Raw genomic sequence first — 14,782 nt, forward strand, 5'->3', positions numbered from 1 at the left:
GGAGCAAGCGGTAACTACCCGCTATGTCCGCTATCTGTGCCACGACCATCCCCACAGGTCCGCGAAGTTGCCGCCGCGCTGGGATACCGTCTCAGACCAGGACGAGGGAGTTGGTGCGGTGGACACCTGGAGGGGATCGACCGGGCACGCCGCCACGCTGCGCTGGCGGGCCGCCGCCGGCACAGCGGCCGTACTGCACCGCCGGGCCGCCGCCACCACCGCCGCCGCGGCCACCGCCCTGGAGGCGATCCGGCCGATCCCCGCCGACCAGCGGGAGCAGCACGAACTCGCCGAACGGCTGCGCGCGGCGGCGAGCCAGCTCGCCCCGGGCTGGCTCGGCGCGCCGCTGGACGCCCAGTCCGAGGACGCCCCGCTCGGCGGCCCTGCCCAGCCGGCCTTCGTGCGGATCGGCACCGCCCAGCCGCTGGACGACGCCCGGTTTCCGGTGCTGGTGCCGCTGCTCGGCACCGGCCACCTCACCGTTGACGCGGACAGCCGGGATCCCCGGGTCGCCGGGCTGCTCCGGTCGGTACTCCTCCGGCTGCTCGCCGCCGCCCCGGCCGGCTCGCTGCTGGTGCGGGGCGTCGACGCCACCGCCGAGGGCCGGCTCTTCGCGCCGTTCGCGCCGCTTGCCGACGCCGGCCTGATGCCGCCGCCGGTCACCGACCGCACCGGCCTGCGGGCCGTGCTGGCCGAGGCCGAGCAGTGGGTACGCCCCACCCGGCCGGCCACCGCCCGCTACAACCGGCACGACCGAACCCTGCTGGTGGTGGTCGGCTCGCTGCCGGAGCTGACCGAGGCGAGCGACCTGGCCCGGATCGGCGCACTGGCCCGGGAGGGTCCCGAGGCGGGGCTGCACCTGATCGTGGCCGGCTGGCCACCACCGCCGCTGACCGTCCAAACGAGTCAGGCACCGCTCTCCCGATCCACCATGATCGCGATGCGCAACCCGTACGCGCTGGTCGGCGATCCGCCCGGAGCCTCGTTCAGCGCCCCGGTGCCGCACCTGCCGGGCACCGGTCTCAACGCACCGGTCTTCCTCGACGAGTGCCCGCCGGCCCCGCTGCTGGACCGGGTCTGCCGCGACCTGGCCGCGCGGTTCCATGCCGACTACCGGCGTACCCTCGACGACCTGCTGCCGGAGCCGGCGGACGGATTCTGGACCGAGTCCGCGGCCGACGGACTGAGCACCCCGGTCGGGCACGACGGCGACCGGACCGTGCCGCTCGGCTTCGACGAGCGCACCCCGCACTGGCTGGTCGGCGGCCGGGGCGGTGCCGGCAAGAGCGCCTTCCTGGTCAACGTCCTCTACGGGCTCTGCACCCGCTACCACCCCGACGAGTTGGCGCTCTATCTGCTCGACTTCGCCGACGGGACGGCGTTCACCGAGTTCGTGCCGGTGCCGGCGGACGGGTCCGGCGGCACCGGGCCGGGCGGGCCGTGGCTGCCGCACGTCCGGGCCGTCGGGGTGCAGGCCGACCGGGAGTACGGCCTCGCGGTGCTCCGCGAACTCGACGCCGAACTGGACCGCCGTGGCGCGGCGGATCCGTACCCGGCGGTGGTGGGGCCGGACCACCCGGCCGGCGCGGTGCCGGTGCCCGCCCAGCGGTCCGCGGCCGACCGCCGCCCCACCTCCCGGATCCTCTGCGTGCTGGACGAGTACGCGCTGCTGCTGGCCGAGGAGGACGCGATCGGTACCGAGGCGCTGGCCCGGCTGGAGTCGGTGGCCCGGCGGGGGCGGTCGGCGGGCGTACACCTGATCCTGACCGGCCGACCGGCGCCGGCGCTGGCCGCGTTGCGCGCCCGGCGGGACTCGTTCCTCGGGCAGTTTCCGGTCCGGGTGGCGCTGCCTGGCGGCGCTGACGTGCTGGAGCCGACGAACGACTCGGCGGCGGGGCTGCCGCTCGGCACGGCGGTGGTGAACACCGCCGGTGGGCTGGGCGGGCCGCGTGGCGCGACCCGGGGGCACGAACGGACGGTCCGGTTTCCCGATCCGCACGCCGACCAGGGGGCGCTCAGCGGGCTCCGGCACCGCCTCTGGGCGGACCGGCCGGCCGGAACGCCCGCACCGGCCGTCTTCACCGGCTACCTGACCCCGCCGCCACCCCGGATCCCGGCCGACGAGCCGGACCCGGCCGTAGCCGGCGGGCCAGCGGAAGCCGGCGGGCCAGCGGAAGCCGACGGGCCAGCGGGAATCGACGGGCCAGCGGAGGTCGACAGGCTCGCGGAGGTCGACAGGCCGGCGGAGGTCGCTGACCTCCCGGAGCCGGCGGGTGCGCCGGTCGGGCTGCTGGTCGACGTGTCACCGCGCCCGGCGGAGCTGCCCCTCGACCGGGCGCCGGGCCGGCACCTCGCGGTCCTCGGGCCGGATCCGGCCGGCGCCGGGGTCGTGGCCGGCGCGGCCCGAGGACTTGCCGCGCGGCATCCCGCCGGCAGCATCGAGTTCGTGATCGCCACGCCCGGCCCCGACCCGGCGGCCGACGCGCTGGCCGCCGAGCTGTCCCGGCGACATCCGGTCGGCCGGGTGGACGCCGCCGGGCTGGCCGCCGCGCTGGAGCTGGCCGGGCCCGGCTACCTGGTCGTGTTCGGGCTGGACGAGCTGGCGGCCGCCGACCTGCCGGCCGACCGGCTCCGGGCTCTGCTGCGCGACGGCCCGGCCCGCGGCGTACACCTGCTCGGCTGGTGGCGGGCGGTGGGTCCGTTCACCGACCTGGTCGCGGTACCGCCGGCGCCCGAACCGCCTGCGGATCCGGAGCCGGGCAGCGATGCCGGGACGGTCGACGCGGCTCCGGCCGGCATCGACGGGCTGCTCTTCCTCGACGTACCCGAGCCGGAGGTCACCCGGCTGCTCGGTCGACCGGTAGGGTGGCACCCCCGCGCCGGCCGGGCACTGCTCTACGACCGCCGCACCGACCTGGCCAACCTGGTCGTCCCGTACGGCACACCGGACGGGGAGGGTACGCGGTGAGCGGAGACGCCTGGCAGGACTACCTGGCCGCCGCACAGCGACTGGACGAGGTACGCCGGTCCGCGGCCACCGCCGCCGCCGACCAGGATCGGGGCGTGCACAGCGCCCGGGAGGAGCTGGCCGGGATACGGGCCCGGCTGGTGCCCCAGCAGTCCCGACTGCGCGCGTTGGGCGTCGCCGAGGCCGACCTGGTGCCGTCCGAGCCGGAGGTGGCGGCGGCCGGTCAGGCGATGGCCGGCGGCCCGCAGGCGGTGCTGGCGGCGCTGCGGGACGCCCGGGCGACCGCGGACGCGGCGGACGCCGCCACCCGGCTGCCCGGGGCCGGCCCGCTGCCCTGGACCCGGGTACTGCTCTACGGCGCACTCGTGACGGCGTTGCTGGGTCTGCTGGCCGTGCTCTGCCTCGGCGGCGTCTACCTGGCCGGGTGGCGCGGCTAGCGGGCTGTGCACCCGCCCGCGACGGGCGGACGGTCAGATGGCGCGGTTGGCGCTCAGGATCAGGGCCATCGCCTCGGCACGGGACTTGGCGTCCCGTTGCAGCAGGCCGCGTACGGCCGAGGTGATGGTCCGGGCGCCAGCCTTCTGGATGCCGCGCATCGCCATGCACATGTGCTCGCACTCCAGCACCACGATCACGCCGCGCGGCTCCAGCCTGGTCATCAGCAGGTCGGCGATCTGCGAGGTCAGCCGCTCCTGCACCTGCGGCCGGCGGGCGTAGACCTCGACCAGCCGGGCCAGCTTGGAGAGCCCGGTGATCCGGCCGTTCTCGCCCGGGATGTAGCCGATGTGCGCCGAGCCCCGGAACGGCAGCAGATGGTGCTCGCAGAGGCTCATCACGTCGATGTCCCGGACCAGTACGAGTTCCTCGTGGTTGGCCTCGAACGTGGTGCTGAGCACCTTGGCCGGGTCGACCCGCAGCCCGGCGAAGAGCTCGGCGTACGCCCGGGCCACCCGGGCCGGCGTCTGGCGCAGGCCGTCCCGGTCCGGGTCCTCGCCCACGGCGATCAGGATCTCCCGGACCGCCTTCTCGATCCGGGCCAGGTCGACGGCCTCCTCGACCGGCCCGCCGCCGAGCTTGCCGTTGACCAGCCGGGCGGCCAGGTAGTCCAGCTCGTCGTCGCCGTCCGGCTCGGTGGCGGACGCGGACAGGCCGCCGGCGTTCCCGCCGGCGGCCTGATGATGTGCTGCGCTCAGTGTGGGCCGTCCGAGTTCGGCGTGGTGTTGTTGGTGTTGCCCCCGACGGTCGCCTGCACACCGTCGGCCTCGGCCTGCGCCTTGAGCTTCTCCTTCTCGGCCGGGGTGAGCACCGGCGGCTCGGTCGACGGCTGCCGCTTGCCGAACCCGTTGTACGGGGCCATCGGCGGCCGCTTGACCACCCGGGCGCAGATCCGCGCCATGTCGGCCGTGGAGAGGGTCTCCTTCTCGATCAGCTCCAGCACGAGGTTGTCCAGGACGTCCCGGTATTCCACCAGGATCTCCCAGGCCTCGTCGTGGGCCAGTTCGATCAGCGACCGCACCTCGGCGTCGATCTCGGCGGCCACCGCGTCGGAGTAGTCCCGCTCGTGGCCCATGTTGCGGCCCAGAAACGGCTCGTCGCCGCTGGTGCCGTACTTGATGGCACCGAGCTTGCTGCTCATGCCGTACTGGGTGATCATCGCCCGGGCCAGCGCGCTGGCCTTCACGATGTCGTCCGCGGCACCGGTGGTCGGCTCGTGGAACACCAGTTCCTCGGAAGCCCGGCCACCCAGGGCGTACGCCAGGGTGTCGATCATCTCGGCCCGGGTCTGGGTGTACTTGTCCTCGGTCGGCAGCACCAGGGTGTGCCCGAGGGAGCGGCTGCGGGAGAGGATCGTGACCTTGTGCACCGGGGCGGAGTGCGGCAGCGCCCAGGCGACCAGGGCGTGCCCGCCCTCGTGGTAGGCCGTGATCTTCTTTTCCTTGTCGCTCATCACCCGGGTCCGGCGCTGCGGGCCGGCGACCACCCGGTCGATCGACTCCTCCAGGGAGTCGTTGGAGATCGCCCGCTTGTCGCTGCGGGCGGTCAGCAGCGCCGACTCGTTGATCACGTTGGCCAGGTCGGCACCGGTGAAGCCCGGGGTACGCCGCGCCACCGCGTCGAGGTCGACGTCGGGCGAGAACGGCTTGCCCTTGGCGTGCACCCGCAGGATCGCCTTGCGGCCCTCCATGTCCGGCGTGTCGACCGCGATCTGCCGGTCGAACCGGCCGGGGCGCAGCAGCGCGGGGTCGAGGATGTCCGGCCGGTTGGTCGCGGCGATCAGGATCACGCCGCCCTTGGTGTCGAAGCCGTCCATCTCGACCAGGAGCTGGTTGAGCGTCTGCTCCCGCTCGTCGTGGCCGCCGCCCATGCCGGCGCCACGGTGCCGGCCGACCGCGTCGATCTCGTCGACGAAGACGATCGCCGGAGCGTTCGCCTTGGCCTGCTCGAAGAGGTCGCGGACCCGGCTGGCGCCGACACCGACGAACATCTCGACGAAGTCGGAGCCGGAGATGGAGTAGAACGGCACCCCGGCCTCGCCGGCCACGGCCCGGGCCAGCAGCGTCTTACCGGTACCGGGCGGGCCGAAGAGGAGCACGCCCTTGGGGATCTTGGCGCCGAGGGCCTGGTATTTCGCCGGGTTCTGCAGGAAATCCTTGATCTCGTGCAGCTCCTCGACGGCCTCCTCCGAGCCCGCGACGTCCGCGAAGGTGGTCTTCGGAGTGTCCTTGGTGATCATCTTGGCCTTGGACTTGCCGAAGTTGAGCACCCGGGAGCCGCCGCCCTGCATCTGCGACATGAAGAGCAGCAGCAGGATCACCAGGATCACGATCGGCAGCAGGTTGACCAGCAACGAGACGAAGAGATTGTCGCCGGAGACCTCGGTGTCGATCGGACCGCTGATCCGGCCGGCCGCCTTGGCGCCGGCCACCGAGTTCCAGACCTCGTCGCCCACCTCGTACGGGAACTGGGCCTGGATCTTGTCCGTATCGGTGTCACCGAACTTGGCCGCACTCTTCAGGTCGAGCTGGAGCGTCTGCTCCTTGTCCTGGAAGATGGCCTTCTCGATGTCGCCCTTGTTGAGCTGGTCGAGCACCACGTTGGTCTCGACCTTGTGATAGCTCGGGCCACCACTGAAGAATGAGCTGAGCGCTATCGCACCGATGATCACCAGGATGATCCAGACCACCGGGCGGCGGAAGAAACGCGTACGTTCCATGCTGTTGTCGGGCGCCGTAACGCCCGGACCCTCCTGATCGACGTCCTGATCGTCCTGGTTGCCTACTGCCGCCACCGGAGCGGCGGGCCGAAGCCGCCCCCTGCGAGCCGGCCTCGACGCCGGGCGCTTGGTACCGCGCCGCGGTCATTCGACGGTACACCGTGAACGCGAGGAGCGAGCCTGCGAGCCCTGGGGTAACAGGTCCGCTTCCGCCCGGTGCCGGGTGATCACGGACCAGTGCCGGACGCCTGGCCCCGTACGGCCCCATCTTTCGGGTCAAACTGGGCAGGAGGCCCGGCGCGGGATGCTTCCGCGCCACCACCGCATACCGTAACCGCGTTTCCTGGGAGCGCGCTGTACGTCGACTCGATATTTCGGCGATGACATTCAGGATGGTCAGGGCGTACCGGACAACGATTCGGGTTGACGACCGGACGACCGGGCAGGGATCGGGCGGAACGGGGCCTCGATCAGGACCGGGCGTAGACCTCCGGCTTCAGTACGCCGACGTAGGGCACCTCGCGGTAGCGCTCGCCGAAGTCCAGCCCGTAGCCGACCACGAACTCGCTCGGGATGTCGAAGCCGACGTACTTCACCGGCACCGAGACCTTGATCGCGTCCGGCTTGCGGAACAGCGCCACCACCTCGACGCTGGCCGCCGCCCGGGACTCCAGATAGCGCAGCAGCCAGGAGAGGGTGAGGCCGGAGTCGACGATGTCCTCCACCACTACCACGTGCCGGCCGGCGATGTCCCGGTCCAGGTCCTTGCGGATCCGCACGGTACCGGAGGAGGTGGTGCCCTGCCCGTACGAGGAGAGGGCCATGAACTCCAGTTCGGCCGACGGCCCGTGCCGGCCGAGCGCCCGGGCGAAGTCGGCCATGAACATGATCGCGCCCTTGAGCACGCACACCAGAAGGATCCCGTCCTTGATGCCGGCGTAGTCCGCTGCCACCTGTTTGGCCAGTTCCGCGATCTTTTCCCGAATCTGCTCCTCCGAGATGATCACGTGGTCGATGTCGGCGTCGTACCAGGAGCCCTGAGCCATGCGCCTAGCCTGCCGTACGCCGGTTCGCGGCCGTCGCCGGGGCGGCACCTTCGCGCGGTGCCCACCCCGGCTGGCCAGGCGCGGACTGTACGACACGGTTCGTCAGCCACGGGGCGACGACCGCCAGCCACCGTTGCTGGGCCGCCAGTCGGCCGAGTCACGGCTGTCGGCGGTGAGTCCGAGCATCGAGGCGAGGAGCAGGACGAGGAAGAAGAGCGGGACGAAGAGTTCCATGGCGGCGCGACCTCCGTTGGCTGCGGCCGGCCCGGGATCTCGGGCCTGACCAGGTCTTTTGGTTCGCCGCCGGTGCGCACCGGCTGTTACGACTCAAGTCTGCGCCGCCGGGCGCCAACCGGACAGTGGCAGCTTTGCCATGCAGCATCGATTTTCTGCCACTTCCCCGCTAGCATCGATTCCATGCTTCGCAACGTGGCCGTGATCGCCCTGGACCCGGTGGCCCCCTTCGAGCTGGGCGTGCTCTGCGAGGTCTTCGGGACCGACCGGGTCGCCGACGGCTTCCCCGGTTACCGCTTCGACGTCTGCACCCACGACGGCAGGCCCGTCCGCACCCGGTCCGGCTTCGGGCTGACCCCGAGCGCCGACCTGACCCCGGTCGAGGACGCCGACCTGGTCGCCGTGCCGGCGGTGCACACCATCGGCGCCCCCATCCCGGAGACCGTACTGGCGGCGCTACGCCGGGCCGCCGACCGCGGGGCGTACGTGCTGAGTGTCTGCTCGGGCGCGTTCGTGCTGGCCGCCGCCGGCCTGCTGGACGGGCGCGAGTGCACCACCCACTGGAAGTACGCCGACCGGCTCGCCGAGATGTATCCGCTGGCCAAGGTGCGGTGCAACTCGCTCTACGTCCAGGACGGCAACCTGCTCACCGGCGCCGGTACGGCGGCCGGGATCGACGCCTGTCTGCACCTGGTCCGCCAGGAGCACGGCTCGGCGCTCGCCACCAAGCTGGCCCGGCGGATGGTGGTGCCACCGCACCGCGACGGCGGGCAGGCGCAGTACATCGAGGCACCGATCGCGCCCACCCCGGCGGCGCCCACCCTGGAGCCGGTGCTGGGCTGGCTGATCGAGCACCTCGACCGGCCGCTCACCGTCGACGACCTGGCCGGCCGGGCGCACATGGCGCCCCGGACGTTCGCCCGGCGGTTCCGGGCCGAGACCGGCACCACACCGCACGACTGGATCACCAACCAGCGGGTGCTGTTGGCCCGGCGGCTGCTGGAGGAGACCGAGCTGAGCATCGAGGCGGTCGCCGCCCGGGCCGGCTTCGGCGACGCGGCCACCCTGCGGCACCACTTCGGCCGCCGGCTCGGCGCCACCCCGCACGCCTACCGGTCGACCTTCCGGGGCCGGCTCCCCGTGGCGGGGCACGAGTCGGTCACCGCCTGAGTCCCGGCGGCACGGTCAGCGGGTCGGCGGTGCGTCCGGGGTGTGTGCGCAAACGAGGCAGCTCGACACTCTCGCGACCGCCATCTCCTCGTCGTCGGCGGCACGGTCGCCGTCACCGGCGGGCACGCCACCGTCGGCGGCGCACCCGCAGCTCAGTAGCCGATCGCGCAACCGTCGGCCCGGGGCTCCGAGCCGGCCACGTAGCCGCCGTCGGGCAGCCGCCAGATCGCCTGGCCGTACCCGAAGGAGGACGGCTCCGGCTCGACGGCGATCTCGTGCCCCCGGGCGCGCAACCGCTCGACCACGTCCCGGGCCACCCCGTCGGCCAAGCCGGGCTCGACCAGCACCGACCGGCCGGCGTGCCAGTACCAGCGCGGCCGGTCCAGTGCGGCCTGCGGGTCGAGCCCGTCGTCCAGGGTCGCGGAGACCACCTGCAGGTGCCCCTGCGGCTGCATGTGCCCGCCCATCACCCCGAACGGGCCCACCGGCTCGCCGTCCCGGGTGAGGAAGCCGGGGATGATGGTGTGGAACGGGCGCTTGCCCGGCGCCACCACGTTCGGGTGGGCCGGGTCGAGGCTGAACCCGGCACCCCGGTTCTGCAACCCGAAGCCGAGACCCGGCGGGACGACGTACGAGCCGAAGCCCAGGTAGTTGGACTGGATAAGGCTCACCATCATCCCGTCCCGGTCGGCGGCACAGAGATAGACGGTGCCGCCCCGGGCCGGGTCGCCGGGTGCCGGCGTGCCGGCCGTGTCGGTGACCAGCGCCCGGCGGGCGGCGGCGTACTCCGGGGTGAGCAGCTCGGCGGTCGGCACCCGCACCCGCTCCGGGTCGGCGACGTACGCGTGTGCGTCGGCGAAGCCGAGCTTGACCGCCTCGATCTGCCAGTGCAGGCGCTCGGTCGGGTCGAGGTCGGCCAGTTCCACCCCGTCCAGGATGTTCAGCGCGAGCAGCGCGGCCACGCCCTGCCCGTTCGGCGGCAGCTCCCACACCTCGTGCCCCCGGTAGCCGGCCCGGACCGGATCCACCCAGGTCGAGGCGTGCCCGGCCAGGTCGTCGCCGGTGAGTCGGCCGCCGGTCCGGGCCGCGTACCCGGCCAGCGTCTCGGCGATCCGGCCGGTGTAGAAGTCCGCCGCACCGCTCTCGGCGATCCGGCGCAGCGTCCCGGCGGCGTCCGGGTTGCGCCACCGCTGCCCGGTCCGGGGCGCCCGTCCACCGTCGACGGTGAAGACCCGGCCCCACTCGGCGTACTCCTCGCCGACCAGTTCGGCGTGCACCTCGACGGAGCGCGCCCAGCTCGCGGCGACCCGTGGCGAGACCGGGAAGCCGTGCTCGGCATAGCCGACCGCGTCGCCGAACAGCTCGGCGAAGGGCAGCCTGCCGAACCGCTCGTGCAGGTCCCGCCAGCCGGCCGGCGCCCCGGGTACGGTCACCGGCAGCCAGCCACGCGCCGGCATCGCCGGCCCGACCGCCTGCGCGCCGCCATGGCCCGGGGTCGGCTCGGCACCCCGCCCACCGGTCGCGGCGAGCACCAGCTCCCGGGTCAGCCCGGCCGGGGACCGGCCGGAGCCGTTCAGCCCGTGCAGCCGCTCCCCGTCCCAGACGATCGCGAACAGGTCACCGCCGATGTCGTTGGAGCCGGGCTGCACCACCGTGAGAGTGATCGCGGTGGCGAGCGCGGCGTCGACGGCGTTGCCGCCCCTGCGGAGTACGGCCAGTCCGGCGGCGGCGGCGAGCGGCTGGCTGGTGGCGACGGCACCGTGCGGCGCGAGGAGCGGCTGTCGGGGGGAAGACATCCCCCATGTCTACTCCGCGATCAGCATCCCGCCGCGCCGGGTCGCCCGGATGCCGCCGGGCAGATGTGTCGCGCCCTGGCCGTGCCATGCGGTGACCAGCGCGTTCAGCGCCGCGATGTGCCGGTACGACAGCGCGGCCGGCGCCGCACCGAGTTCACGGCACCAGAGGTGCAGCACCCGGGTACGCACCGCCGGCGGCATCCCGGCCAGCACCGGTACGGCCAGCCCGCCGGCCGCGGCACCCGCCACCACCGGCCCGCCCGCAGAGACCGGCCCGGCCGGAGTGACCAGCCCGCCCGGGGAGAGCGGCCCGCCCGCAGAGAGCGGCCCGGCCGGCGGAATCCGGGCCTCGGCGTAACCAGCCCGGGCCAGCTCGTCCAGCGCGGCGCCGTCCTCGGCGGCCAGCCGGGCGGTCCTGGCCAGGTTGTCCAGTACCCCGGGGCCGAGCGCCCGGACCAGCACCGGCAGCACGTCGGCCCGGACCCGGGCCCGGGCGTACCGGTCGTCGGTGTTGTGCGGGTCCTCCCACGGGGTCAGCCCGAGCAGCGCGCACGCCTTGCGGGTCTGCTCACGGGTGACCTCCAGCAGTGGACGGGCCAGCGTCACCCCGGCGTACTCCCGGGTGGCCGGCATTCCGGCGAGCCCGCGCGGGCCGGCGCCCCGGGCCAGTGCGAGCAGCACGGTCTCGGCCTGGTCGTCGCGGGTGTGCCCGAGCAGCACGGTGCTGGCGTCGTGCCGCCGGGCGGCCTCGACCAGGGCCCGGTAGCGCGCCTCCCGGGCCGCCGCCTCCGGCCCGCCCGGCCGGCCGGCGACCTGGACGGTCGCCACCTCGATCGGCGCGAACCCCTGCCCGCCGGCCCACTGCGCGACGTCGGCGGCCCGGCGTGCCGAGCCCTCCTGGAGGCCGTGGTCGACGGTGACCAGCCCAGCCGGCACGCCGAGCCGGGGGGCGACGAAAGCGGTGCCGGCGGCCAGCGCCAGCGAGTCGGCGCCGCCCGAGCAGGCGACCAGGACCGGCCGGTTCCGGGGTACGCCGTGCAGCGCCCGCCGGATGGCGACCCGGATCGCCGCGACCGGCGGCGGCAGGGCGGCCACGGCGGGTCAGCCGGTGGCGGCGACCGGGCCGACCGGGCCGTGCACCCGGGCCACCCAGGCGTCCGGGTCGGAGAGTTCCTCCAGCCGGGGCAGGGTCAACGGGGAGCTGAAGATCCGGTTGAAGCCCTCCATGCCGACCCGGTCCACCACGCCGTGCACGAACTTGCGGCCCTCGGCGTACTGGCGCATCTTGACGTCGACGCCGAGCAGCTTGCGGATCGCCTTCTCCAGCGGGTTGCCGGACTCGCGGCGCCGGTTGAACTTGGCCCGGATCGACTCGACGCTCGGGATGACCTCCGGCCCCACGCCGTCCATCACGAACTCCGCGTGCCCCTCCAGCAGGGTCATCAGCGCGGTCAGCCGGTCGAGTACGGCCCGCTGGCCGGGCGTCTGCACGATGTCCAGCACGCTGGCCCGGCTCTCCGGGTTGCGGATCGAGTCGGAGAGGGTGCCGACGCCCCGGCGGATCCGGTCGAGGAAGTTGTCGCCGCCGGCCTGGGAGGCGTCGACGAACGCCTGCACCTCGCCGAGGAAGTGCCCGCGCATCCACGGCACGGCGGTGAACTGGGTGCGGTGGGTCACCTCGTGCAGGCAGACCCAGAGCCGGAAGTCCCGGGGATCCGCCTGCAACTTCCGCTCGACCTCGACGATGTTCGGCGCGACCAGCAGCAGTTGGCCGGGATCGGCGGAGAAGACCTCGTACTGGCCGAGGACCCGGCCGGAGAGGTAGGCGAGCACCGTGCCGGCCTGCACCCCGGTCAGCCGGGAGCCGATCGTGTCGGTGATCACCCCCGGCGGCTTGTCCCCGGAGAGACGGGTGATCAGCGGGGTGATCACCTCACGCAGCCCGGCGATGTTGGTCGCCGCCCAGTCCCGCCGGTCCACCACCCGCACCGGCGGATGGGCCACCTGCGAGCGCAGCCCGGTGTACGCCAGGACGTGACCGGCCGCCTCGTCGGTCAGCCGGCGCAGCTCGGACACCACCTCGGTCGCCTCGTCGTACGAGACCCGCGGTCCCGACTTTCCCAACGCCCCAGCGGTGGCGGCGGCCAGATCCCAGTCCACGAACTGCGCCATACCACCACCGTACCCGGGTGCTCACACCCCCACCCCGGCGTCGCAGGGTCAGCGGCAGCCGCACCGGGCCAGGGTGGTGGCGATCCGGTCCAGCTCCGGCTGCGCCTCGTCCTGCCCCACCGGCACCTTGTTGGCGAGTACGGCGAAGGCCAGCAGGCGGCCGTCGGCGGTGGTCACCACCCCGGAGATCGCGTGTACCCCGCTCAGCGTGCCGGTCTTGGCCCGCACCACCCCCGCTCCGGCCGTGGTCGCCCTCGCGCCGGACCGGTCGAACCGGTCGCTGAGCGTGCCCGACCAGGCCGCCACCGGCAGCCCCGGGAAGAGGTCGGCGAGTTCCGGGCGGGTCCGCTTGGCGGCCATCGTCAGCACGTCGGTCAGCAGGCTCGGGGTGACCCGGTTGGCCCGGGACAGCCCGCTGCCGTCGGCGAGCGCACTCTCCGCCGCCGGCAGCCCGAGTTCGCCGACCATCTCGTCGACCGCCTCGGCCGCGCCGACGAACGAGGCCGGCTTGTCCCGGCTCAGCGCGACCTGCCGGGCGAGCGCCTCGGCCACCACGTTGTCGCTCTCCCGGAGCATGAACTCGACCAGCCGGATCATCGGCGGCGAGGAGACCCGGCCCAGTTCGGTGCCGGCGCTGGGGATGCCGGGGCTGGCGCTGGCCGCCGCGGCCGGTGCGGTCGCGGCCGCGGCGGGTGCCTGGCCGCTCACCACCGCCGAGTTCGGCAGCCCGAGCAGCTTGGCGAAGGCCCGCCCGGCGGCCTCGTCGGGCTTGGCGTACCGCTCCTGGCCCCGGCCCTTGTCCTGCGGGTCCTTCCGCGCGCCGTCGGTCATCAGCGCGGTGATCACCGCGCCGAACCCGCCGGTGGGGATGTCCGAGTCCCAGGCCGGTTCGACGACCGGGCCGGGGAAGAGGGTGCCGTCGACGATCACCTTCGTCGGCGCGGTGCCGCCGAGCGCCTTCCTCACCTGCGCGGCGAGCCGGTCGAGCCGCCCGGCGCCCGGGTACCAGCCGGTGGCGTTCACCGCCAGCGTCGGGTCACCCGCACCGATGATCACCACCTCGCCCGGGTTCGGCCCGGCCACCACCCGGGTGGCGATCCGGTACGCGGGGCCACGGGCCGCGAGTACGGCAGCCGCGGTGACCAGTTTGGTGGTCGACGCCGGGATGGTCGGGGTGTCCTGGCCGTTCTCGTACAGCGCCTGCCCGGTGACCGCGTCGACCACGGAGATGTTCACCTCGTTGCCGAGCGGGGACGAGGTGACCAACGGGCTCAGCGCGGCCCGTACGCCCGCCGGGGTGGGTGCCGGAGCGTTCGCCCCGGCGGCGGTCAGTACGGGGGGTGGTGGCGGTTCGGTCGGGTCGAGCGCGCCGGGGGTGGCCCGGTCGTCCCCGCCCAGCCAGCCGTCCACCGGACCGGGGCGGACCACGGCCACCCCGGCGACCGCGAGCGCGAGCACCAGGACGGTCGCGAGGACTCCGAGCAGCCTGCCCCGGCTCCGCGGTCCGGCCGGCGGTACCCCACCGGGCACCGCCCCGCCGACGGTCACCCCCGGCGGCGGGCTGCCCGGCGGCGTACCCGGTGGAAGCGTGCCGTTGCCGGAAGCCGGCGTGCCCGGCGCGTCGGCGCCCGACCGCCCGGGCCAGGCCGGTGGCGCGGGCCGGTCGGACCAGGCGGAGGGGTCCGTCGGAGGCTTCCCCGGCCCGCCGGGCGGCACAGGCACGGCCTGCCCCGACCACCCGGCCGCGCCGGCCGGTGGCACGGGCACGGCCTGCCCCGACGAGCCGGGCGCGACACCGGACGGCGGAATCGGCACGCTCTGCCCGGACCAGCCGGTGGCGCCGGGCGGCGGGGTGGCCCGGCCGGGCCGGGCCGACGGCCCGGGCGGAGGATTCGGGGTGTTTGACGGCGGGATGGGCAGATTGGTCGGCAGCGGCACGGCGGCCCGGCCACGGACCGGGCCAGACCCGGCGGGCGGCTGCGGCCCGCTGGCGCCCGGCACCGCCACGCGGCCCTGTGCCGGGTGCTCCGGCGGGTTCTCTCCGGTCAGGCCCGAGTGTGAATCTTCACTCCCCACCGGCCCCTCCTCCCCGTCGAATTCTGCCTAGGCGACACTACTTTGGTCCGAACACCGCACCGGGGCCGGCGCCGCAAGGTGAATCGCGAGATCACCCGCGCAGGTG

At 74.2% G+C, this 14,782-nt stretch carries 10 protein-coding genes and 2 pseudogenes; 3 read left to right on the plus strand and 9 right to left on the minus strand.

Going from position 1 to position 14,782, the window contains the following annotated elements:
- Positions 1-118 precede the first annotated feature (118 nt).
- Positions 119-2,968 carry an FtsK/SpoIIIE domain-containing protein gene (locus ACQEVC_RS06955; protein WP_432874313.1) on the plus strand — a complete coding sequence of 950 codons (2,850 nt, stop codon included), beginning with the start codon at positions 119-121 and terminating at the stop codon, positions 2,966-2,968.
- Positions 2,965-3,405 (plus strand): hypothetical protein, encoded by a 441-nt coding sequence (locus tag ACQEVC_RS06960; RefSeq protein WP_432874315.1) that lies wholly within the window; start codon positions 2,965-2,967, stop codon positions 3,403-3,405. Before ACQEVC_RS06955 ends, ACQEVC_RS06960 begins: the two co-directional genes overlap by 4 nt.
- 33 nt (positions 3,406-3,438) lie before the next feature.
- Here ACQEVC_RS06960 and folE read toward each other — a convergent pair whose 3' ends face one another.
- The 4 genes from folE to ACQEVC_RS06980 form a co-directional block, all read right to left on the minus strand.
- Positions 3,439-4,116 (minus strand): GTP cyclohydrolase I FolE, encoded by a 678-nt coding sequence (gene folE / locus ACQEVC_RS06965; RefSeq protein WP_432891102.1) that lies wholly within the window; start codon positions 4,114-4,116, stop codon positions 3,439-3,441.
- Between the two features lie 41 nt (positions 4,117-4,157).
- Positions 4,158-6,182 (minus strand): ATP-dependent zinc metalloprotease FtsH, encoded by a 2,025-nt coding sequence (ftsH, locus tag ACQEVC_RS06970; protein ID WP_318396846.1) that lies wholly within the window; start codon positions 6,180-6,182, stop codon positions 4,158-4,160.
- Positions 6,183-6,652: 470 nt separating this feature from the next.
- Complete coding sequence (gene hpt / locus ACQEVC_RS06975) at positions 6,653-7,228, minus strand: hypoxanthine phosphoribosyltransferase (protein ID WP_318396847.1); 576 nt, start codon at positions 7,226-7,228, stop codon at positions 6,653-6,655.
- A 102-nt stretch (positions 7,229-7,330) separates the two neighbouring features.
- The gene (locus ACQEVC_RS06980) at positions 7,331-7,462 is read right to left on the minus strand and encodes a hypothetical protein (RefSeq protein WP_346259090.1); all 132 of its coding nucleotides are present in this window, start codon (positions 7,460-7,462) and stop codon (positions 7,331-7,333) included.
- Between the two features lie 183 nt (positions 7,463-7,645).
- Here ACQEVC_RS06980 and ACQEVC_RS06985 point away from each other — a divergent pair, with 183 nt between their 5' ends.
- On the plus strand, positions 7,646-8,632 hold the full coding sequence (locus tag ACQEVC_RS06985) for a GlxA family transcriptional regulator (RefSeq protein ID WP_432874318.1): 987 nt from the start codon (positions 7,646-7,648) through the stop codon (positions 8,630-8,632).
- A gap of 152 nt (positions 8,633-8,784) precedes the next feature.
- On the opposite strand, the gene ACQEVC_RS06990 is transcribed toward ACQEVC_RS06985, so the two are convergent.
- The 5 genes and pseudogenes from ACQEVC_RS06990 to dacB all read right to left on the minus strand — a co-directional run bounded on the left by ACQEVC_RS06990 (position 8,785) and on the right by dacB (position 14,130).
- Entirely contained in the window at positions 8,785-10,428 is a 1,644-nt protein-coding gene (locus ACQEVC_RS06990) for a gamma-glutamyltransferase family protein (protein ID WP_432874320.1), read from the minus strand.
- A gap of 9 nt (positions 10,429-10,437) precedes the next feature.
- Positions 10,438-10,659: pseudogene (locus ACQEVC_RS06995) on the minus strand (TilS substrate-binding domain-containing protein); the annotation flags it as partial.
- A gap of 102 nt (positions 10,660-10,761) precedes the next feature.
- A pseudogene (tilS, locus tag ACQEVC_RS07000) lies at positions 10,762-11,523 on the minus strand (tRNA lysidine(34) synthetase TilS); the annotation flags it as partial.
- 6 nt (positions 11,524-11,529) lie between these two features.
- A complete protein-coding gene (locus ACQEVC_RS07005) occupies positions 11,530-12,600 on the minus strand; it encodes a zinc-dependent metalloprotease (RefSeq protein WP_318396852.1) in 1,071 nt (356 codons plus the stop codon).
- Between the two features lie 48 nt (positions 12,601-12,648).
- Complete coding sequence (gene dacB, locus ACQEVC_RS07010; RefSeq protein ID WP_432891104.1) at positions 12,649-14,130, minus strand: D-alanyl-D-alanine carboxypeptidase/D-alanyl-D-alanine endopeptidase; 1,482 nt, start codon at positions 14,128-14,130, stop codon at positions 12,649-12,651.
- Positions 14,131-14,782: the final 652 nt, after the last annotated feature.

The sequence above is a fragment of the Plantactinospora sp. CA-294935 genome, assembly GCF_050936445.1.
Classification (GTDB): domain Bacteria; phylum Actinomycetota; class Actinomycetes; order Mycobacteriales; family Micromonosporaceae; genus Plantactinospora.